This is a genomic window from Algoriphagus aquimarinus (assembly GCF_007997215.1).
In the GTDB taxonomy this organism is placed as follows: domain Bacteria; phylum Bacteroidota; class Bacteroidia; order Cytophagales; family Cyclobacteriaceae; genus Algoriphagus; species Algoriphagus aquimarinus_A.
Genome location: NZ_VORW01000005.1, coordinates 34,829 through 56,697, shown reverse-complemented (window position 1 = coordinate 56,697; position 21,869 = coordinate 34,829). Strand labels below are relative to the sequence as shown.

Annotated in this window: 23 protein-coding genes; 8 read left to right on the top strand and 15 right to left on the bottom strand. The window is 39.0% G+C overall.

The features are described 5' to 3' along the window. Positions 1-18: 18 nt before the first annotated feature. The 11 genes from can to ESV85_RS10375 all read right to left on the bottom strand — a co-directional run bounded on the left by can (position 19) and on the right by ESV85_RS10375 (position 12,482). Positions 19-666, bottom strand: a complete 648-nt coding sequence (gene can, locus ESV85_RS10425) for a carbonate dehydratase (protein WP_146917325.1) — start codon at positions 664-666, stop codon at positions 19-21. Then, a complete protein-coding gene (locus tag ESV85_RS10420; RefSeq protein WP_146917323.1) occupies positions 663-2,204 on the bottom strand; it encodes a SulP family inorganic anion transporter in 1,542 nt (513 codons plus the stop codon). The genes can and ESV85_RS10420 overlap by 4 nt, the downstream gene beginning before the upstream one ends. A gap of 108 nt (positions 2,205-2,312) precedes the next feature. Then, positions 2,313-3,647 (bottom strand): argininosuccinate lyase, encoded by a 1,335-nt coding sequence (argH, locus tag ESV85_RS10415; RefSeq protein ID WP_146917321.1) that lies wholly within the window; start codon positions 3,645-3,647, stop codon positions 2,313-2,315. Positions 3,648-3,649: 2 nt separating this feature from the next. After that, positions 3,650-4,720 (bottom strand): M20 family metallo-hydrolase, encoded by a 1,071-nt coding sequence (locus ESV85_RS10410; RefSeq protein WP_146917318.1) that lies wholly within the window; start codon positions 4,718-4,720, stop codon positions 3,650-3,652. A 21-nt stretch (positions 4,721-4,741) separates the two neighbouring features. Beyond that, positions 4,742-5,542 (bottom strand): acetylglutamate kinase, encoded by an 801-nt coding sequence (gene argB / locus ESV85_RS10405; protein WP_146917315.1) that lies wholly within the window; start codon positions 5,540-5,542, stop codon positions 4,742-4,744. A 17-nt stretch (positions 5,543-5,559) separates the two neighbouring features. After that, on the bottom strand, positions 5,560-6,528 hold the full coding sequence (locus ESV85_RS10400) for an acetylornithine carbamoyltransferase (RefSeq protein WP_146917313.1): 969 nt from the start codon (positions 6,526-6,528) through the stop codon (positions 5,560-5,562). A gap of 4 nt (positions 6,529-6,532) precedes the next feature. Continuing rightward, positions 6,533-7,678 carry an aspartate aminotransferase family protein gene (locus ESV85_RS10395; protein WP_146917310.1) on the bottom strand — a complete coding sequence of 382 codons (1,146 nt, stop codon included), beginning with the start codon at positions 7,676-7,678 and terminating at the stop codon, positions 6,533-6,535. Between the two features lie 157 nt (positions 7,679-7,835). Continuing rightward, the gene (argC, locus tag ESV85_RS10390) at positions 7,836-8,804 is read right to left on the bottom strand and encodes an N-acetyl-gamma-glutamyl-phosphate reductase (RefSeq protein ID WP_146917307.1); all 969 of its coding nucleotides are present in this window, start codon (positions 8,802-8,804) and stop codon (positions 7,836-7,838) included. After that, on the bottom strand, positions 8,797-9,990 hold the full coding sequence (locus tag ESV85_RS10385; RefSeq protein ID WP_146917306.1) for an argininosuccinate synthase: 1,194 nt from the start codon (positions 9,988-9,990) through the stop codon (positions 8,797-8,799). Before ESV85_RS10385 ends, argC begins: the two co-directional genes overlap by 8 nt. A gap of 130 nt (positions 9,991-10,120) precedes the next feature. Further along, complete coding sequence (locus ESV85_RS10380; RefSeq protein ID WP_146917640.1) at positions 10,121-10,804, bottom strand: GNAT family N-acetyltransferase; 684 nt, start codon at positions 10,802-10,804, stop codon at positions 10,121-10,123. Between the two features lie 418 nt (positions 10,805-11,222). Further along, the gene (locus ESV85_RS10375) at positions 11,223-12,482 is read right to left on the bottom strand and encodes an aminotransferase class V-fold PLP-dependent enzyme (RefSeq protein WP_146917303.1); all 1,260 of its coding nucleotides are present in this window, start codon (positions 12,480-12,482) and stop codon (positions 11,223-11,225) included. A gap of 244 nt (positions 12,483-12,726) precedes the next feature. Between ESV85_RS10375 and ESV85_RS10370 the strand changes: the two genes are divergently transcribed. Continuing rightward, positions 12,727-13,434 carry a DsbA family protein gene (locus ESV85_RS10370; protein ID WP_146917301.1) on the top strand — a complete coding sequence of 236 codons (708 nt, stop codon included), beginning with the start codon at positions 12,727-12,729 and terminating at the stop codon, positions 13,432-13,434. A gap of 74 nt (positions 13,435-13,508) precedes the next feature. On the opposite strand, the gene ESV85_RS10365 is transcribed toward ESV85_RS10370, so the two are convergent. Beyond that, positions 13,509-14,423 (bottom strand): SMP-30/gluconolactonase/LRE family protein, encoded by a 915-nt coding sequence (locus ESV85_RS10365; protein ID WP_146917298.1) that lies wholly within the window; start codon positions 14,421-14,423, stop codon positions 13,509-13,511. 10 nt (positions 14,424-14,433) lie between these two features. Further along, entirely contained in the window at positions 14,434-15,312 is an 879-nt protein-coding gene (locus tag ESV85_RS10360; protein WP_146917295.1) for a hypothetical protein, read from the bottom strand. A gap of 235 nt (positions 15,313-15,547) precedes the next feature. On the opposite strand from ESV85_RS10360, the gene ESV85_RS10355 reads away from it, so the two are divergent. Together ESV85_RS10355 and ESV85_RS10350 are read left to right on the top strand one after the other, a co-directional pair. Continuing rightward, complete coding sequence (locus tag ESV85_RS10355; protein ID WP_146917292.1) at positions 15,548-15,853, top strand: DUF2752 domain-containing protein; 306 nt, start codon at positions 15,548-15,550, stop codon at positions 15,851-15,853. After that, complete coding sequence (locus ESV85_RS10350) at positions 15,846-16,226, top strand: TM2 domain-containing protein (RefSeq protein WP_146917289.1); 381 nt, start codon at positions 15,846-15,848, stop codon at positions 16,224-16,226. The genes ESV85_RS10355 and ESV85_RS10350 overlap by 8 nt, the downstream gene beginning before the upstream one ends. 200 nt (positions 16,227-16,426) lie before the next feature. Here the strand turns inward: ESV85_RS10350 and ESV85_RS10345 are convergent, their stop codons facing one another. Next, a complete protein-coding gene (locus ESV85_RS10345; RefSeq protein WP_146917286.1) occupies positions 16,427-16,756 on the bottom strand; it encodes a BlaI/MecI/CopY family transcriptional regulator in 330 nt (109 codons plus the stop codon). Between the two features lie 164 nt (positions 16,757-16,920). Next, the gene (locus ESV85_RS10340; RefSeq protein ID WP_146917283.1) at positions 16,921-17,670 is read right to left on the bottom strand and encodes an acyl-CoA desaturase; all 750 of its coding nucleotides are present in this window, start codon (positions 17,668-17,670) and stop codon (positions 16,921-16,923) included. Positions 17,671-17,834: 164 nt separating this feature from the next. On the opposite strand from ESV85_RS10340, the gene ESV85_RS10335 reads away from it, so the two are divergent. The 5 genes from ESV85_RS10335 to ESV85_RS10315 all read left to right on the top strand — a co-directional run bounded on the left by ESV85_RS10335 (position 17,835) and on the right by ESV85_RS10315 (position 21,867). After that, a complete protein-coding gene (locus tag ESV85_RS10335; RefSeq protein ID WP_146917281.1) occupies positions 17,835-18,188 on the top strand; it encodes a phage holin family protein in 354 nt (117 codons plus the stop codon). A 357-nt stretch (positions 18,189-18,545) separates the two neighbouring features. Beyond that, on the top strand, positions 18,546-19,142 hold the full coding sequence (locus ESV85_RS10330; RefSeq protein WP_146917278.1) for a hypothetical protein: 597 nt from the start codon (positions 18,546-18,548) through the stop codon (positions 19,140-19,142). Positions 19,143-19,196: 54 nt separating this feature from the next. After that, a complete protein-coding gene (locus ESV85_RS10325) occupies positions 19,197-20,099 on the top strand; it encodes a histone deacetylase (RefSeq protein WP_146917275.1) in 903 nt (300 codons plus the stop codon). Positions 20,100-20,197: 98 nt separating this feature from the next. Beyond that, positions 20,198-20,797: an OmpH family outer membrane protein gene (locus ESV85_RS10320; protein ID WP_146917273.1), complete on the top strand. Its 600-nt coding sequence runs from the start codon at positions 20,198-20,200 to the stop codon at positions 20,795-20,797. A 98-nt stretch (positions 20,798-20,895) separates the two neighbouring features. Then, positions 20,896-21,867, top strand: coding sequence for a deoxyhypusine synthase family protein (locus tag ESV85_RS10315; protein ID WP_092895765.1), 972 nt, complete (start codon positions 20,896-20,898; stop codon positions 21,865-21,867). Positions 21,868-21,869 lie beyond the last annotated feature (2 nt).

Genomic DNA, 21,869 nt, shown 5'->3' with positions numbered 1-21,869 from the left:
GACCAAAAAACTTTGAAATTATTTATCTAATTCTTCCAGATCGAATCTGAAAATAGGATTAATGTTCTGAAAATCAGGTTCAATATTTAGCAATTCTTTCACCAAACCATCTTTTATTCCATAAGCCCATCCATGAACTTTCGGAGCAGATCTATCCCTCCAAGCTTTCTGAATAATTGACGTTTTAATTAGATCTTGGCATTGCTCGATTACATTGAATTCTACTAGCGCATTCACTTTATCTTCATGATTTTCAATTGCATCTATCTCTTTTTGATAGACTTTATAGACTTCCTTGATGTTTAGAAGCCATTTGTTGATTAGTCCAAAGCTTTTATTGCCTAGAGCAGCTTCTATACCTCCGCAGCCATAGTGGCCGCATACGATGATATGCTCTACTTTCAACACTGCTACCGCATATTCTAATACACTGAGCAAATTGAGATCTGTATGTACCACCATATTCGCGATGTTGCGATGCACGAAAATTTCTCCAGGATCCGTTCCCGTGATTTGATTTGCTGGAACTCTACTATCAGAGCAACCAATCCATAGGAATTTAGGGCTTTGCTGCTGTGCTAGTCTTTCAAAAAAATGCTCATCGGTCTGCTTTTGATCAGCTGACCAGGACTTGTTCTGAATCAATAATTTCTCGTAGGGGCTCATATGTTTTCGTGAATTTTATACTTAAATCCTTCTACTGTTATACTAATATTTTTATCGGGACAGGAGGCTATAAAGTCATTTAACACTTCCTGAATGTCATGATCAATAAATTGAGCTTTTTGAGCATTGATGATCACCTTGCTGCCGGAAGGGATTTGAGCTATATTTTTCATCAAAAGTGCTTTATTTAGGAAAGAAACATCCTTTTGTAGCTTCAAAAGATAGTTTCCATTCATTTCTGTCAAAGTTACAGAACGAACGAAATTTGTTTTCACCACAAAGAATAATCCGAAAACCATTCCAATACCTATCCCTACCAAAAGATCAGTAAACAGGATAGCAACTACAGTGACTATAAAAGGAATAAATTGGTCCCAACCATTTTTGTAAATACTTTTGAAAATAGATGGCTTTGCAAGTTTGTATCCTACTAAAAAGAGTACTGCTGCAAGACAACTGAGTGGTATCAAATTAAGGATACTTGGAATACTCAATACCAAAATCATCAAAAGTACTCCATGAAGGACAGCAGACATTTTGGTCTTAGCTCCTGAAGCGACATTAGCCGAACTTCTAACAATGACCGCAGTAATAGGTAAGCCTCCGATTAAACCTGAAATAGAATTACCTATTCCTTGAGCCACAAGTTCTTTGCTGGGAGGAGTAGTTCTTTTTTGAGGGTCTAGTTTATCTGCAGCATCAATACTTAGTAAGGTTTCTAAACTACCAATGATAGCAATCGTGGCAGCAACGATCCAGAAGTTACTTTCTCCAATCATGGAAAAATCCGGAAACGTCAGCAAATCACCTATTTGGCTCAAATTATCCAAGACAGGAATATTAACTAGATGGTCACCTCCAAGTTGCCATTCTGGTTTCCAGATACCATATAGAAGATTGATAAGAATCCCAGATAATACTGCCCATAGAGCGCCTGGAACGACTCCAAATATTTTATGATTTTTGATTTTTGGTCTTTCAAAAAGTATCAAAATACCCATTGCTACAAGTACAATAGGAATAGCACCTATACTAGAATATTGGATAGCATACCAAATTTCAGAAAAGGTATTGTGATTATCAGTCTGCAAAAACGCTTCATCACCCATCAAATCCACATCGTATCCAAGTGCGTGTGGGATTTGTTTCAGAATTAAAATCAGACCTATAGCCGTTAGCATTCCTTTTATGACAGCATGAGGAAAGTAATAACCAATCACACCAGCTTTCGAAATTCCCAATGCGAGCTGAAACAGGCCTGCAATTACCAGCGTAGCTAGAAAAAGTGGAAATGTGCCCATGCTGCTAATTGAATCAAGTACGATTACAGTCAATCCTGCCGCAGGTCCACTTACACTTACATGGGATCCAGATAAAGCTCCCACCACTATTCCCCCAACAATTCCTGCAATTAGGCCGGACATTGGCGGTGCTCCACTTGCTATAGCAATTCCTAAGCAAAGAGGCAATGCAACCAGAAAAACCACTAAACTGGCCTTTAAATCATACTTTAAATTACTTCCAAAAAGGGTATTCATTCTGGTGATGGGTTAGGATTAAAAATGAAATTTTCTTCTTGATATCAAGTAAAAATAAATTTTTGTATGGTATGATTCAAATTAAATGCATAAAACCTACGTCTGGTCTTATTTTAAAAGATCTTCTATGGAATGCTCTACGTCTTTAAAATTAAATAGTTGGATAGATTTCTTCATTTTATTCTGAATTTCCTTAAGATTTAAGTTCCCAATACTTCCTTCATGGGTGTGATTTAGCTTGCTTTGATCAGGTACAAAATTGCCCGATTCAATATCCATCCCCACTTGCTTGTACGCATCCCTGAAAGGTGTTCCTTTCAAGACCAAGTCGTTAACTACCTCTACTGAGAATACATGCTTGTAAAATGGATCTGACAAAATATTCTCTTTGACCTTGATAGACTTGAGCATAAAAGCACTCATACTTAGACAAGATTTTAGACTTTCCAAAGCAGGGAAAATTTCCTCTTTAAGTAATTGTAGATCTCTATGGTAGCCAGTAGTAGTATTTGTCAAAATCATTGAGACAGAATTTGGTACCGACTGAATCTGATTTGTTTTCGCTCTTATTAATTCAAACACATCTGGATTTTTCTTGTGAGGCATGATACTACTACCTGTGGTCAGATCATCTGGGAATCCAATGAATGCAAAGTGTTGATTCATAAAAATACACACATCGGAAGCCAGACGATTTAAAGTTCCTGCCATTCCTGCCATCGCAAATGATAAGGTACGCTCTGTTTTCCCTCGACTATTTTGAGCATTCAGCACATTGTGATGTAGATCTGCAAAACCCAGTAGATCTGTAGTCATAGTTCTATTTAATGGAAAACTAGAACCATAGCCCGCTGCAGAACCCAGAGGATTCTTATTAGCCAAGTCAAAAGCAGCCTTCAACATACCAAGATCTTCACTTAAGCCTTCGGCAAAAGAACTGAACCAAAGACCAAAAGAGGAAGGCATAGCAAGCTGTGTATGCGTATAACCTGGCATCAAGTCAGCTTTATGTTTCTCAGCCAATTCTATCAATTGTTCAAAAAGCGCGGAGCTTTCTTCCACCAATTCATGAATCGCAGCTCTATAATAGAGTTTCAAGTCAACCAAAACCTGATCATTTCTGCTTCTGCCGCTATGAAGCTTCTTACCTACATCACCAAATCGTTCAGTTAACAAAAACTCAACCTGAGAATGTACATCTTCCACACCTGGAGCTATTTCAAATTCTCCTTTTTCTATTTCTAAGTAAATATCCTTGAGACCACGTTGTAGGATTGCATTTTCTTCTATAGTCAGCAAGCCAATAGTGGATAGCATCTGCGCATGAGCCATAGATCCAAGCACATCGAAAGGTGCCAAAAGTATATCAAATTCAGGATCGCGACCGATGGTAAAGGATTCAACTTCCTTTTTGCTTCCTGTTTCTTTTTGCCAAAGTTTCATTTCTAATTAGTTTGAGTTAGCAAGTCAGCGTAAGTATCAAGTATTTTGATATAGCCTTCTATGCCTTTCTGAATTTCATTCAAGTAAATATATTCATCTGCAGAATGTGACCTTGCGGAATCTCCCGGGCCGATTTTTACGGATGGGTAGGGGATCAGAGCCTGATCAGATAGGGTAGGACTTCCGTAGGTTTTTAGTCCTAGCTGTTCACCAACTTTCAGAATCAGATGACCTTCCGGGACATGTGAAGATTGAAGTCTCATAGAGCGAGGGGTCAGTTCAGCGCTGAGTGATCCTTTCAATTCTCCCAAAGCTCCTTCCAAAGAATACGCATCGGTGACACGGACGTCTAATACAAATTCGCAAAGATCTGGAACAACATTATGCTGCTGTCCGGAATGAATTACTGTTGCAGAGACTTTTGTCTTGCCGAGGAATGGTGAAGTCTTTTTGAATTCAAAATCTTTGATCTTTTGAAGATCATCTAAAGCTAAATAAATAGCATTTACACCTTCCTCACGAGCTGCATGTCCGGCTTTTCCGTGAACTTTTGCATCGATCACCATAAGGCCTTTTTCGGCAACGGCCATATCCATCAGTGTAGGTTCTCCGACGATAGCCAAATCACATGGAGGAAGTTGGTCAATGACCGAGGCAATTCCATTTTTACCAGAAATTTCCTCCTCAGCAGATGCAATTATGATAAGATTAAAAGGAAGTTCCTGTCCATAGAAATGCGAAAAAGCAGCCATCAAACTTACTAAAGGTCCTCCGGCATCATTACTTCCCAGTCCAAATAGTTTTCCATCTTGTGTAATTGCCAGAAAAGGATCTTTGGTATAGCCAGCATTTGGCTTTACTGTGTCATGATGTGAATTCAGCCAGATAGTAGGCTTTTTCTTGTCAAAAGGGTTTGCAAAAGCCCAGATGTTGTAGCCTGATTTATGGACTTCTATATCCCGTGCAGTGAAAAATTCCTCAATAACTTCGGCAGTAGAACTTTCTTCTTTAGAATAAGAAGGGATTTCTATTAACTGAGTGAGAAGTTGTACTGCATCATCATATAAAGCCATGGTTGGTTTCAATTATTTGATTTAATAGAGGTCATAGCGACTTCTCTCTATAGTTGTTCCTGAAAGTTTACCCTTTGCTGCCAAATGTAGGTTTTCAGCCTTGCCAATCCATACATGATTTACCCCCTTTTCTAATGCTTCGAAAGCATTGTCAAGCTTAGGTATCATCCCAGAGTGAATCACATTTTCCTTTCGAAGTTCTGCGTAAATGTCCTCATTGATAAGTGGAATGATGGAGTTTTCATTCTTCTCATCAATCAAAACCCCGCTCTTATTGAAACAAAAATAAAGATTGACTTGATGTTCTTTTGCAAGGCTGGTAGCTAGGGCAGAGGCAATACTATCAGCGTTAGTATTGAGTAATTGACCTTTGGCGTCATGCGTAATAGCATTCACCACTGGAAGTAAATCTCCTGAAAGTAAATGATCAATCAACTTGGTATTAACCTCTTGAATATCACCTACAAATCCATAGTCAATATCCTTCACTGGACGCTTGATAGAACGAATGATATTACCATCAGCTCCACACATTCCAATCGCATTTACTTTAAGCGCTTGAAGTTTTGCTACCAGGTTTTTATTGATTAAACCGGCATAGACCATAGTTACCACATCCAGCGTATCCTGATCTGTGATTCTTCTTCCGTCCACCATTTCAGGCATTACTCCAAGAGATTCACCAAAGCGGGAGGCCATAATTCCACCACCATGAACAAGTATTTTATGTCCAGGGAATTTGGCGAAAAGAGCTAAAAATTCATCTAGTTTCTCAGGAAAGTCGATGACGTTACCTCCGATTTTAATTACACTAATTTTCATTGGGCGTAAGTCTTTATTTATTTTCCTAGCAGGTGGCTAATCGCCGCTTGCGCAGCATATATTCTGTTTTTGGCTTGCTGCTGTACTAAAGAACGTTTGCCATCCAAGATCTCATCAGACAACTCCAAATTTCTTCGCACAGGAAGACAATGCATTACTTTAGCATTTTCAGCATGTTCAAAATGCTTTTCAGTAAGCATCCATGAGGCATCAGTTGAAAGGATTTTCCCATAATCATTGAAAGATGACCAGTTTTTAACATACACAAAATCAGCGTCTTTTAACGCCTTACTTTGATCATATTCTATAGAAGCTCCTTTGGTAAATTCTTCATCCAGTTCATAACCGGTAGGATGGGTAATTGTTAGATCATGATCCATTCCAAGTGTCCATTCTGCAAATGAATTCGCAACTGCATGAGGAATCGCCTTAATATGCGGTCCCCATGTCAATACAACTTTTGGCTTCTTTTTTCCTGACCAATTTTCTCTGATTGTAATCTGATCAGCAAGACTTTGAAGTGGGTGACGCGTGGCAGATTCCAAGCTGACTACAGGTACTCCTGAGTACTTTACAAACTGAGAAAATACAAAATCAGAGGTGTCTTCTTCTCTATTTGTCAACGAAGGAAAAGCACGAATCGCAAGAATATCAAAGTACGAACCTAAAACAGCCGCCGCGTCTTTGATGTGCTCGACGGTGCCACGATTCATTACTGCTCCATCTTGCATTTCCAGCGCCCAACCTTCCTTGTCCATATTCAGCACTATAGGCTCCATTCCCAGGTTCAAAGCAGCAAGCTGTGTAGAAACACGCGTTCTAAGAGATGGGTTTAGGAAAACACATCCAATGCGTTTTCCTTCTCCTTTAGCTTTATCTAGAGCTGGGTTTGCCTTGTATGCTAAAGCTTGTTCGATTAGCTGGTTGCCCAGATCGAAGGATTCAAACTTTGTAAAGTGCTGTAGTGGCTGGATAATATTGGCCATTAGATTAACTGGAAGGGGATTGACTTAAGATTTCTTTTAATGCGGATATAAACGAATTTAACTGATTCCACTCGATATTTAAAGGAGGCAAGAGTCTTATCGTATTCTTTCCTGCGGCACTTCCTGTGAACATGTGGTATTTTTTCACCAATTCAGAACGAACAGGACCAGCTTCCCGATCAAGATCAATCCCGATCATCAAGCCTGTACCACGAATAGCCGTGATTCCAGAAATTCCTTTCAACTCTGCTATAAGCTTCTCTCCGAGTTTTGTGGCATTTTCCAGAAGGTTTTCTTTTTCAATAACTTCCACTACTGCCAAACCAGCCGCGCATGCAAGCTGATTGCCTCCAAAAGTAGTTCCGAGCAGCCCGTATGTAGCTTTGAATTCAGGAGCGATTAAGATTCCACCAATTGGAAATCCATTTCCCATTCCTTTAGCCATGCTAATGATATCGGGGCTTACTCCATCTACCAATTGATGCGCAAAGAATTTCCCCGTTCTACCAAAGCCTGACTGAACTTCATCCAAGATCAATTTGGCCTCATATTTCTTCGCTAGTGAGGCTAATCCCTGAAGGAATTCTGGACTTGGAACCTGAATTCCGTTTACACCCTGAATGCCTTCAATGATTATTCCGGCTATTTCATTTGATTTCAAAACCTCTTCCACAGCATCTAAATCTGCCCAAGGAAGAATATGGAAATCCTCGCGTGCATTGCAAGGAGCGACGATTTTTGGATTGTCTGTTAAAGCAACTGCACCGGAAGTTCTACCGTGAAAACCTCCTGAGAAGGCGATAAACCCAGATTTTCCAGTTGCGAAAGATGCTAGTTTGATCGCGTTCTCGTTGGCTTCAGCTCCAGAGTTACAAAGGAAAAGCTCGTATTCAGGATAGCCTGAAAGCTCGCCTAGTTTTGCAGCGTATTCCTTTTGAATAGGAATTTGAACAGAGTTGGAGTAAAAAGCGATCTGATCCAACTGATCTTTGATTCGCTTCACGTAGTGTGGATGAGTATGACCAATGGAAATCACTGCGTGACCACCATATAAGTCTATATATTCTTGTCCGTTTTCATCCCAAAGTTTTGCTCCATCAGCCTTTGCAATGGTCACTGGGATTAGGGGATATACATCAAATAATTTCATATTGAATTACGATTTACGAAATACGATTTACGGGGTATTTTTGAACCTCGGGCATCTATTTCAAACTTGAAGATATATGAATGAGAAATGATGAATACTGAAGTTCGAAATAGCACTCACCAAATATTGAATCTTGTGTCTAGCTTCTAAAATCTATTTAGAATGCTATACTTTTTAGATTCAAGCCCATCCTCTCCTCAAGTCCAAATGCCAAATTGTAATTCTGAACAGCCTGTCCGGAAGCTCCTTTGAGCAAGTTGTCAATGGCAGAATATATCACCAATTGCCCTGCTTCTTTCTGCACGTAGACTATGCCTTTATTTGTATTCACGGCTTGCTTCATATCGATGTCGATATCAGATACGTGAGTAAATGCAGCGTCTTTATAAAATTCCTTATAGGCAGATACTGCCTCTTCTTGAGTGCCTTCGAAAGGGAAATAAGCAGTAATCCAGATTCCTCTAGGGAAGTTACCACGATAAGGAACGAAGAGAATTTCAGATGAAAAGCTTGAGTTTAGCTGTTTGAAAGTCTGATTAATCTCTTTTAAATGCTGATGTGTAAATAGCTTATAGACAGATGTATTTGAAGATCTGTAGCTGAAGTGTGAAGTCTCCGCTAGTTTCTTTCCTGCACCTGTACTTCCGGTAACTCCAGATATTTGAATCGTGTCTTTTACCCAGCCTTTTGCGATAGCTGGAAGTAATGCCAGTTGGATTCCAGTAGCAAAGCAGCCTGGATTTGCGATCTTCTTCGAAGTCTTGATTTTCTTAGCATTCACTTCTGGAAGACCATAGGTAAAGCCGTTCGACTCGTCGCGGAAATCAGTGGACAAATCGATCAAAACTGTCTCAGGAGAGAAGGAATGTTGATCTAGAAATCCTTTGGTCTCACCATGTGGCAATCCTAAGAATACAGCTTCAATTCCTTCCGTTTGTACTTCATCTGTGAACACCAGATCACAATCTCCAATCAGATCCGGATGAACCTCAGCTACTTTTTTGCCCTTTTGGCTATTGCTATGTACGTAGACCAGTTCGCAGGCAGGATGATGAACCAGAAGACGAAGTAATTCGCCTCCAGTATATCCCGCCGCGCCTATGATCGCTGTTTTTATTTTAGTCATTGCCTGAGTTTACCTTATGGAAAATCGAAGTCTGGTTACCCAAAATGCGGGTAAATCCTTTCACATCTTCAGCAGTATAGCCTTTGTTCATTTCTCCATAGCTTCCAAACTTATTGGACATCAGATCGTGATCAGAAGTGATTCCAAGCAAAGTGAATCGGAACGGTTGGAGCAGAACTCGAACTTCACCCGTCACATACGTCTGAGTGCTAGCCATGAATTCTTCCATATTTCTCATCACTGGATCTAGGTAATGTCCTTCATGCAGGTGATTGCCGTAGAATTCAGCCAATTGATTTTTCCAGAAAAGTTGCCACTTAGTAAGTGTGTGCTTCTCAAGCAACTGATGTCCTTTAATGATAATTATTGGAGCAGCAGCTTCAAAACCCACACGGCCTTTGATCCCGATAATCGTATCACCTACGTGAATGTCACGACCGATGCCATAAGGCGCAGCCATTGCCTGAAGCGCTTGAATAGCTGCTACTGAATCATCGTATTTTTTACCATCGACTCCTTTGAGCTCTCCTTTCTCGAAAGACAGGATCAATTCCAAAGGTTCTGTTTCTGTAGCTTGAGTTGGCCAGGCTTCTTCAGGTAGGTAATCAGAAGAAGTAAGTGTCTCTTTTCCTCCTACAGAAGTACCCCAAATACCTTTATTAATAGAATAAGCGGCTTTCTCGAAGTTCATCGATACACCATGCTTTTTCAAGTATTCAATTTCCTCAGCACGGCTCAGTTTCAGATCACGAATAGGAGTGACGATCTCGATGTCTGGAACGATCGTTTGGAAGATCATATCAAATCTAACTTGATCATTTCCAGCACCTGTAGAACCGTGAGCTACCGCTTTAGCACCGATTGACTTCGCATATTCAGCCAGTGATTTCGCCTGAAGAATACGCTCAGCAGATACAGAAAGCGGATATGTTTGGTTTTTTAGCACGTTGCCATAAACCAAATACTTAATCACCTCATTATAATAAGTATCCATTACATGAAGCGTAGTGAAAGAAGCAACACCTAAACCTTTTGCCCTTTCCTCAATGTCTTTCAATTCTTCATTGGAAAATCCGCCTGTGTTTACCAGTACAGCGTGCACTTCATATCCTAGTTCTTTGGACAGATGCAAGGCACAAAATGTGGTATCCAAGCCTCCACTGTAGGCTAAAACTATTTTTTTCATGTGTTTGTTATTTTCTTTCAAAGGTCACATGGAATCTCGCAAGGTGAAAAATCGACCCATAGGGAATCGTTCTTCGTTATGCTCGATTTCATCGAAATATGGTTTTTGCTTCCAAAAAGGAAGAATTGATTTATAAAAAGATGCTTGTAAGGGTGTCCTTAGACTTATTCAATTTAAGCATCACGTATTTCTTTAATCTAACCCAGCGATCAAATAATTTGAGATCTTTCTTGAAATCATCACGTAGTGCCAATTCTTGGGTGTGATTTCTCTTTGAGTTGGGATCATAAAGCATAGCTGTACAAAGACAGTTTTGCCTGTTTTTACTCATTAGAATCTCGTAATTGACACAGCTTTGGCAGCCTTTCCAGAATTCATTATCATCTGTTAGGTCTGAGTAGGATACAGGGATGTAGCCTAATTCAGAGTTGATTTTCATCACGGCAGCACCTGTGGTCAATCCGAAAATATTTGAGTCTGGGTATTTCAAACGGCTAAGTTTGAATACTTCATTCTTGATCTTTCTGGCAAGTCCGTATTTTCTGTATTCAGGAGAAACGATCAAACCAGAGTTTGCGACGTATTTACCATGCCCCCAAGCCTCAATGTAGCAGAAACCTGCCCATTTGCCGTCAGAGGTCAACGCGATTACAGCTTTTCCTTCCTCCATCTTGGTTTCCACATAAGCTGGGCTACGCTTGGCTATACCAGTGCCACGAGCTTTAGCAGAATTTTCCATCTCATCAGTGATTTGAGTGGAATAGTCCTTGTGAGAAGCATTTGCTACAATAATCTGGAAAGAAATGTTATCCATTAGGAATTGCATGTGTTAATACCGACGGAATCGGAAGATTGGTAAATAAATCAAAATGTAAAAGGGCGGGCAAGTACTCCACGTAGGAATACAACTATTCATCGAAGGGTTAAACCCTATAGAAAAATCTACACGTCCTTAACGGAGTGAAAAAAGCAATAGCATCAGCATTTACCACTACTGAAGTAGTATGAATAAATTGTGGCGCTATTTTATTTACTTGTGTCATGCGTAATAGGGACGCAAAATTCATTCCTTAGCAAGGAAAATGCAAGGGTTTTTAAGAATAATTTAAGGTTTGACCTTAATTTTTACAGATTTGAGAAAATAGCAAGGTCTATTTTGCCTAAATAAGCATCTTCAGAATATAATTTGGCGTCGAATTGTCAAATAGGTAATTGAGAATGGATGATTGCAGTTATGCATTCCCTGACATTTCTTTCAATGCTATGACAAATTTGTCCATTTCTGACTCTGAGGTATATACATTAGGCGTGATTCGGCAGCCATTCACACCTCCGGCTCCATTGATTGCTACAGTGAATATCTGATACTTTTCCATTAAGGTCTTTGCCATATCGGCTGGACTCATTGCATCCAGGCCCACATTTGCAATAGCGCAGGATCTATTGGGATCCTTAGGTGTATTGACGTTGACGCCGGGAAGATCACGAACCTGATCAGACCAATAGCGCTGTATGTATCTCAATCGCTCGTCTTTTCGCTTGCTTCCCATTTTATTTAGGAAGTTGACAGCATCGATGACAGACAAATCTGTGGAAACAGCATGTGTGCCGGTATGATTAAGATTCAAAAGTGTCTTTTGATCCAATTCATAAGGAGCCAAAAGCGGACGTATTTGAGCACTTTTTCCTTTTTTGACATACAGCATTCCACAACCAAGAGGTACGCTCAGCCATTTGTGAAGACTAGATCCATAATAATCACAATTCAGTTCTGAGATGTTAAAATCAAAATGACCAACGGCATGTGCACCATCAAGCATTATCTCCACTCCATGACTATGTGCCATATCTGCAATTTTCCTAACGGGTAAAATATGGCCTGTGATATTGACAATATGAGGTACCATCATCAGCTTGGTTTTGGGCGTGATAGCTTTCTCATATACGTCTACAATTTCAGCATCGTCTTGTGGATGCATGGGAATGTCTATTCTTTTGACTTTGATATCATATCGCCTTTCTGCCAACTCAAACATATTGAGCAAACTTTCATAATCCTGATTCGACACAATGGCTTCATCTCCAGATTTCCATGGATAGCCGGAAATAATCAGGTCAATAGATTCAGTTGTATTCCTAGTCAGGACAACTTCCTCTGGAGAAGCTCCAACTAGTTCAGCAACCATCGCTGCACTTTTGGCTTTATTATCCCACTGCACGGTACGCATGTAGCTTGAAGCCTGGTAATTCACGTCTCTTAGGTGCTTGATATAGTTGTCCAGTGTTTCCTCAGGTAGGAAACAGTAGTAGCCATTTTCCAGATTGATATAATCAGGTTTGAGCTTGTATGCAGCACGGATTTGATCCCAAAAATCAGCAGCATTTGGATCAATTTCAGCGATAGTTTTAGCAGTTACTTTTTTGGAAGAGAAAATAGAACCAGAACCTATTCCTAGGAAGGCCAAAGACTTCAAGAATTTACGTTTATTCATGCTTTTACAGAATTAATGTGGTGTGGTCAAAGTATGTAGCTGAAGATCCATATAATCAATAAAATAATTGCTACCCAGGTAATCCAAGGAGAACGCTGTGGGAATTCGAATTTGCATATTGGGCAAATTTTGGCTTTGGAATCTATCTCCATCGCGCAGGAAGGGCATTCTTTAGTTTTCAAAATTGGCTGAACTCTTTTGGCTTAATTTCTATTTCATCATAAGTTAATTAAAGAATCTAGCTATGAAAATAGAAATATGGTCAGATGTAGTTTGTCCTTTCTGCTACATCGGTAAAAGAAAAATAGAGAAGGCAATCAATAACTCGCCTTTTAAAGATAAAATCGAAATAGAATGGAAAAGCTTCCAGCTCAATCCAGATCAGGTAACGGATCCATCGCTAAATTCTCTCGAATATCTTTCTAAGGCAAAAGGCTGGTCAATGGAGCAAACTTTAGAGATTACAGACAACGTGGTGAATATGGCTGCAGCCGAAGGCTTGGATTTTCAAATGGGAAATACAGTCGTGGCCAATACGATGAATTCACATCGTTTGATCCACTTAGCCAAAGAATCAGGCAAAGGAGGAGAGATGAAGGAGAGCTTGCTGAAAGCCTACTTCACTGATGGGTTAAATATAGACGATGCGGCTACATTGGTTTCTTTAGGAAAAGAAGTTGGTATAGAGGAAGAGCCAATCAGACAAATGTTAGCTTCAGAGCAATTCAAAAATACTGTAGAGCAGGATATTTACGAATCTAGAACTATAGGAGTGAAAGGTGTTCCTTTTTTCGTGCTGGATAAAAAATTTGGGATCTCAGGTGCACAACCCGACGAAGTTTTTGATCAGACTTTGGAAAAGGCATGGAATGAATACAGCAAAGTAAATCCAAGTCTCGAAATCGCAGAAGGAAATGGCGAAGCTTGCGATGTAGAGGGGGAGAATTGCTGATATTCCTCTTAATATAAGAAACAAAAAAATGGCTGTAGAAATACAGCCATTTTTTTGTTAAGAGTAAAGATTGTCTACCAAACTCCTCTGGTTTTCATTTGAAGTGTATAGACCGCATCCATGGCAGTGATAAAGAGTGTTTTCCTATCTAATGCACCAAAAACCACATTTGCAGTCCACTTAGCTGGAACAGGAATATGCGCAATTTGCTCACCGTTTCTATTAAATACAGTTACTCCGTCTCCAGTGAGGTAAACATTCCCTCTGTCATCGATCGCCATACCATCAGATCCCATTTCGCAAAAAAGTGTTTTATTAATCAGGTAGCCATCTTCACGAACTTCGTATTTATAGGTTTTCTTGGCACCTATGTCAGAGACAAAAAGGTACTTACTATCAGGGGTACCAACAATTCCATTTGGTTTTACCAGATCATCAGCAACTTTGAAGAGTTCGGTTCTGTCAGCTGATAAGAAGTAAACATCCTGTCCTTCCTGCTCAGATTCATCTCCTCGACCTTCCCAATAGGGTCTTGGATAAAGCGGGTCGGTAAAGTAAATGCCCCCACGCGGACGTATCCATAGATCATTTGGACCATTCAGTTTTTTGCCTTTAAAAGCAGTGATCCATACTTCAGGATTTCCATCGGTATCAAAAGCCCAAAGCTCATTTTTGTTGTCAGCACAGGCAACCAAAGTTCCGTCTAGCATAAAATACATTCCGTTTGATCTTCCTGCATCTTCTTTGAATACACTTACTTCATTGGATATAGCATTCCACTTATGAATACGATTATTTGGTTGGTCTGTGAAATAAACATCTCCAAAGCGATTTACTGCTGGACCTTCAGTGAATTCAAAGCCATCTTGAACTTTTACTAGTTGTGCATTTTTAGCAACGATTCCTTTTTTGTCTTCTATTTCCTGAGAAAAAGCCTGAGTTCCAATCAGAAGCGCAGCTATGCAAAATGTTGATTTAATAGGGTTCATAGTGTTATTGTTATTTTCTATTCATAGTGATCACTAGCACATTAAGATCTTCGCTGAAGGCCATTCGGGTAATGTTTTCATGCGTGTCGGAATGGATCACACCCAGTGATTTCCATTCTGGGCTATTGTATTTTCTTAGAAAGATTTCATTTCCGGCAGCCATCATAAGGTGATTTTTATCCAGCCAAATGAAATCTTGAGATCCCGTAATTCCTTCAAGATATACTTCTCTTTCTCCATTTTCAATATCATAGCTTTTAATAATGCCCGGCTGTCCTTCTGAAGGATGAGAGATGTATGTGATTTCAGATGTCTTTGGACGTTTCTTGACTGATCGGTCGATAACCGAATCAATTTCAATCAGATCATTTCTGCCTCTAGCATAAACCAGTTTATTTGGCTCACCTAGTACAAACATCGCTGCTTTATTGTCATACCAATCGTAATATCCCACAGGCTCTATGTCATCGTAAAGCAATTCTGCTGGTTCAAAATTAGTAGGGTAGAGCCAAATTCGCTGCTTTTTATCCTCCTCCATTACAACTGCGGCTATGTACATTCCACAGTCTGTGATACTGGGAGAAAATTCGCTGCGATCTGAAGTCTTAGAAAGGTTGGTAAATTTATCAGAATCGAAATTGTATACTATAATATCGTGATTGCCATTTTCATCTGCTGCGGAGAATACCAATTGATAATCATTGATAAAACTCGGCTGGTTATCGTATTCAGGACGATCAGTTAGAGAATGGGCCGTTTCTATTGACAATTTCAAATTACCTCCTTTTCCACTTGTGTTTATCACCCAAAGGTCTGTACCAGTCTGTGCCTGAAGGGAAAATGTACTGGCTAGATATAAAATATAACAAGTGGTAAAGAAGTATTTCATTATTAACTCAAAATTGAAGTGCCAAAATACAAAATGAAGATGAAAAACAAGTGTCGAAATTCAATTGAAGGGATTTTTGAGATTTATCTTGAATTAGTACTTTAATGATAAATTATATGTTCATTTCCGAACATATTTCTGTTCGTTTCCTTAGCATCAAAATAGCTTACCCTTCGAAATTCGCCGTTTTAGGCTATGTTTGGGGAATGGCACCTTTTTCGTAATTAAACAGAACATGAAGGTAATAACCCAATGGATATCAAATTTGCCGCTAGAGCTGATCTTTTGGATCGGCAGTATAGCAGCGATCCTTCTCTTGGATCCTCGGGGGGGCAGTCACTTAAGTCTCTGTCCGCTGAGTCAACTTGGGATTGATTGGTGTCCGGGCTGTGGACTTGGAAGGTCTATGAGTTTACTCGCAAGAGGAGAATTTCAAGCTTCCTGGGACATGCATCCACTGGCTTTACTGGCATATGTGGTTATTATCTCTCGAATCTGGCAACTAATTAAAAACACAAAAACAACACACAATTATGGCTAATGTATTAAGACATCTTCCTGAATTGGAAGGAATGGAACTGGGCTACATCCAGGGTTTGATGAAAAATATGGATGAGGATCAGGCGTCTCTTTTTGCGCAGGTTTACCGTGCTAGAAGAAAAGATGCACAGATGATTTTGATTTTGACTTTGCTGGGCTTTTTTGGCTTTGCAGGTCTACATCGATTCATCCTCGGTCAGATAGGCTTGGGTATTCTATATATTTTAACCATTGGACTTTGTTTTATAGGTACCATAGTCGATTTGGTCAATTATAAGAGCCTAGCATACGAGTACAACATCAAAGTAGCGCACGAGACTATGAATATGTTGAATGCCAATTATCCTGGAGATATGACGAATACGAGTACCTAATTATAAACCTAATGAGTTAAAGGGCCGGGGGAACTCCGGCTTTTTTGTTTTCCTCTAATCATAAGCTTGTAATTAATTTAGCGGAAAAATGATGAGTTGGTGATTTTACTTCATAACTAGTCTGACTGGAAAAATTGGGCAATAAAAAAACCTGGGGGTAATACCAGGTTTTTTTATGCATGTTTACTTTTCAAAAATGTTTACTGATACGATTTTGTGTTCAGTGTTTCGTCACCTTTAAAGAAATCAGTAAGTTTCCCGAATGAATTTTCGAAATAACCATCTAACATTTTTTTAATAATGAAGGAACGATATTCATCTTTCGATACGATTGGAAAATACTCGTGACTCTTTCCATAAGACTTGTGACTCACAAATCCTTTGCGCTCCAATATCCTAACTATCGTAGACACAGTGTTATACGCTGGTTTTGGTTCAGTCATTGGAGTAAGGATGTCTTTGACAAATCCTCTTTCGATTTCCCAGAGGATCTGCATGATCTCCTCTTCGGCTCTTGTTAATGGTTTCATAAATAAGGCGTTAAGTTTTAAGTGCAAGAAAATTATTCGTTTAGTTTCACAATTGCAAAAAAAACCACCTTTAGTTTTAATTTTTTTTATCCAAATAGATTTGATGTTCACATAAAAAATAACCGACTTCAACAAAAAATAGCCTCAATTGAGGCTATTTTTTGCTATGCGGGTCTTAATTTAATTATCCTAGTCATATGTAGAAGTTTGACAATCGGGTAGGTAGGATCAAATTCGTACCATTTAACCGCAAAATTGACTCTATTTGGAAGTTTGTGGTGATTGTTTTGAAACAATTCACCTAGCATCAAAACATCTAATAATAGGCTGTTTTTAGAGTGATCGTTATTGTCAAAGTTTGCGTAGCCGTACTTATGTCCGCTCCAGTTCACAATAGCTCCATGAACTGGTCCCATTAGGAAGTGGATTGGAAGCAAGAAATACATCCACCAATGTGTTCCTGGCATATCAAAAACAGAGATACAAAGGACATAAATGGCTACATACAATAATCCCCAGCTAACTCGCACTAGCATGGTATCTGCAAATTTGTCAAACTTATTCCAATCAGGAATATCTTTGGAAAATCTTTCCTCGGGTTTTAAACGAAAAGAGAAGTATTCATTGTAAATATTTTTTGTCTTCCACATCATAGTAAACAGGTTTTCTGTATGATGAGGGCTATGTGGGTCTTTTGGTGTATCACTATAGGCATGATGCATTCTGTGAAGAATGGCATATGCTCTTGGAGAGAGGTAAGAGCTTCCCTGCCACATCCAAGTGAAGAAATAGAAGAATTTCTCCCAGTATTTGTTCATATAGAACATCTGATGGGCGGCATATCTGTGAAGGAAGAAGCTTTGGCAAAACAAGGAGAAATACCAATGAAGCAAGAACAAGATAATGATTATCACTCGGCGTAGGATTTATGTTAGAGGCGCAAATATAAGGCAACCCAATTCAAGTAACGAATTTAAAGCCCTTTGCATTCCATTTTTTTGAGATGATATTTATCAGGTTTTAGAAAAATTAAGGTAAATTCTAACTTTACAATCTGTGGACAAAAACCAACCGACCTATGAATTTTCTAGTAAAAATCCTCTTGGGAGGAATTTCTGTAATAATTGCAGAATATCTAATCCCAGGTATTCATATTGATACAGCTATGACTGGATTTATCCTGGCTGCAGTAATCATTCTAATCAATCTTACCCTGAAGCCTATATTAATTATACTAACCTTGCCGATTACCATTTTAACACTTGGATTGTTTTTATTAGTAATCAATGCGCTGATGTTTATGCTTGCAGATCGGATTATTCAGGGATTTCAGGTGGATGGATTCTGGTGGGCAGTATTGTTTGCAATAGTGGTAAGTATTATTAACTCGCTGTTTGGTAATAGTTTGAATCCTTCCAAACCATCTCAATAAGAATTTGAAGATTAAATTTTATCAAACATTTGATTGCGTGGCCGGTTTGGATTAATCAGATTGAGGTTTAACTAGAGGATTCTCAACATTTTTATTATAAAAATTCATTAAGGACTGAATTCACGAAATATCCTTGAATTTATGAATCCTTAAATGCATTTACTATACCAATTAGCCCTTTCAATTGAAGTTCAGATTATTATATCTCTTAGAAAACCTCAATTATTTAACAATTTCTTTATTAGACTTTGTGGTTTTTATTAAATTCGATTAGATTTTGATGTTATATTACTATTCGTTTTAGTACTATTGGATTGCTAATCACTTAAAAGTAAATATTCTTTAAATATTTGACCTATGTCAATCTCAAATCCGGGTTTTGATCCTCAGCGCATAGAAGAGCTAAAGGATGAGCTAGGGAAGCTCAATAAAACCTTCAAAATCCTTCCCGATGAAGAAAACTCTGATGAGTTTGTGAATTTCTATTTTATAGGTATGTACCAAGGCAAAGAAGTCATTTATGATGCTGCTTTGTACACCCTTAGGTTGCATCATGCTAGTGAGGTTTATGAATTGGCGGAGCACAAAGCCGCACAGAAGTTCCCGAATTTCAAAGGCATATCCTATGAAGAAGATGAAAATGGCAATTTGAAGCCATTGACTTGTGAAGAAGAAGAAATCGGTTGGTTTATCACCGAAATCATTATGGAGATAGAAGAGGAAGAAAGTGTGAAAGTGCAGGAATTCGTTGATGTAGATACACACCATGATTTCGGAATTGGTGTGGATGCTGCCTTAAATATTGATCTTATAGATGAGGCGGTGATTTCCAATTTCATCAAAGAATTTAACGACGACACATTAGAGCTAGATGATACCATGTATGCTTTTCAATCTGAAGAAGAAGAAGAAGAAGAAGAAGAAGAAGAAGAAGAAGAAGACATCGAAGATTGACCTAAACTCAATTCAAACACGAAAACGACGCTTGCTAACCGCAGGCGTTTTTTTATGCTAAAAATTGCCTATTCACCTATATATAAGCATTCGTTGCCCGAAGGTCATAGATTTCCAATGGAGAAATATGAATTGCTTCCTGGTCAACTGTTACATGAAGGAATTGTCATCGAGACTAATTTCTTTGAACCAAATCAACTAGAGGAAAAATGGATTTTGACTACCCATACACTGGAATATTGGAATAAGCTTAAGAACTTATCTTTATCCAAATCTGAAGTCCGTGCTACTGGATTTCCTTTGTCCCAAGAATTAGTGGAGAGGGAAGTCACAATTTTGCAAGGGTCTGTACAAGCTTCGATTTATGCTCTAAAGTATGGGATCGCAATGAACATCGCAGGGGGAACTCATCATGCATATGCTGATCGGGGAGAGGGTTTTTGTCTGTTAAATGATATTGCTGTTACAGCTAATTATTTAATTGAAAATCAGCTATCTAAAAAGGTTTTGGTGATTGACTTGGATGTTCATCAAGGGAATGGTACTGCAAGTATATTTGCTGACAATTCAGCTGTATATACGTTTAGTATGCATGGAGAGAAGAATTATCCTATGAGAAAAGAAGTCTCTGATTTAGATTTTGCTATTCCTGATGGTACAGGTGATGAAATGTATTTAGGTGTTCTCCAGTCTCAATTCGAAATAATTTTGAAAGATTTTTCTCCTGATTTTATTATTTATCAATCTGGTGTAGATGTATTGGAAAGCGATAAATTGGGGAGATTGTCCATGAGCATTGAAGGAGTGAGGAGACGGGATAGTTTGGTTCTTAGCCTTGCCAAATCATTGCAGGTTCCTATTATGTGCTGTATGGGAGGAGGGTATTCACCGAACGTAGCTAAAATTGTAGAGGCCCATACTCAAGTATATAGATTGGCTCAAGATCTATATTTTTAAGCGGTGAATTCCAAATTTGCCTAGAGATGTTAAGTCAATTCTTGTAAAATCAATACTTTCTTTATATTTGCGCCCTTGTAATCAATAACATCAACAAAGTGAAAAGAGGAATAAAACTAATCGGTGCATTGAGCCTTGCTACAGTGCTTTTATACGGCTGCGATAAAGCTGGAACTTCTACTACGACTGGCGAAAGCGCTTCCAAAGAAGTAAAACAAGGTGATTTGAACGTTGCTTTTGTTTTCACAGATAGCGTAATCAATAAGTATGATTACTTCTTGTCGAAGTCAGAAGAGCTAACTGAAAAAGGAAAGAAATTTGAAGGAGATCTTCAGGGAAGAGCTAATGGCTTTCAGCAAGAAGTTCAAACTTTCCAGCAAACTGGTGGTAACATGACTGTGAACCAGCAGAGAGCTAAGCAAGAGGAATTGTCTAAAAAAGAGCAAAATCTGATGACTTACCGTGATAATTTGATGCAAGAATTATCTGCTGATGAGGCTGCACTTTATAGTGAAGTGTACGACAGAGTACAGAAATATCTTAAGTCGTATGCAGAAAGCAACGATCTTGATGTGATTTTGAGCTACACTAGAGGTGGGGCAGTTTGGTACGCAAATGACGCTATTGATCTTACTACATCTGTAATCGAAGGATTAAACAAAGAGTATACATCTGCTCCTGCAGACACAGCAAAATAAGCTGTACTACTTATTCCAAATATTGAAACCCGGCTTAGGCTGGGTTTTTTTGTGGGGAAAAATTGGGTATTTTTGAAGCTCTAACGAAAATTTATAGAATGAAAATCACTGAATTTTTAAAGCATAATTACCGTCACTTCAACGCTGCGGCGTTGATCGATGCCGCTGAAGGTTACAAAAGCCATTTGGATAATGGCGGAAAAATGATGGTAACTCTTGCCGGCGCTATGTCTACTGCCGAGCTAGGTATTTCTCTAGCAGAGATGATCCGTCAGGACAAGATCCAAATAATCACTTGTACTGGGGCTAATTTGGAGGAAGATGTATTCAATTTGGTAGCCCATGATTACTATGAGCGTATTCCAAATTACCGAGAACTTACGCCAGCACAAGAACAGGATTTGGTAGAGCGACACATGAATCGCGTTACTGACACCTGTATTCCAGAAATGGAAGCGATGCGAAGAATTGAAAATGTGATTTTGGAAGAATGGGTGAAAGCTGATGAAGCGGGTGAATCATTTTTCCCACATGAGTTTTTCTATAAAATATTGCTTTCAGGAAAATTAGAAGAGTCATATCAAATCGATCCAAAGGATAGCTGGTTGCTTGAAGCCGCCAAAAAGAACATTCCAATCATAGTACCAGGATGGGAAGATTCCACATTGGGAAACATGTTTGCAGGTCACGTGATCACAGGAGATGTGAAGAATGTGCATACAGTTAGAACAGGCATTGAGTACATGATTTACCTAGCAGATTGGTATACAAATAATGCTACAGAGGAAAGTACTGTTGGATTTTTCCAGATTGGCGGGGGAATTGCAGGAGACTTCCCTATATGTGTGGTGCCGATGTTGCATCAGGATTTGCAAAGGACTAATGTACCGCTTTGGGGGTATTTCTGTCAAATCTCTGATTCGACCACTTCTTACGGTTCGTATTCTGGAGCTGTTCCAAATGAAAAAATCACTTGGGGCAAACTGGGAATCGATACTCCGAAATTTATCATCGAGTCTGATGCAACGATCGTAGCACCTTTGGTATTTGCCATTGTGTTGGATCAATAAAC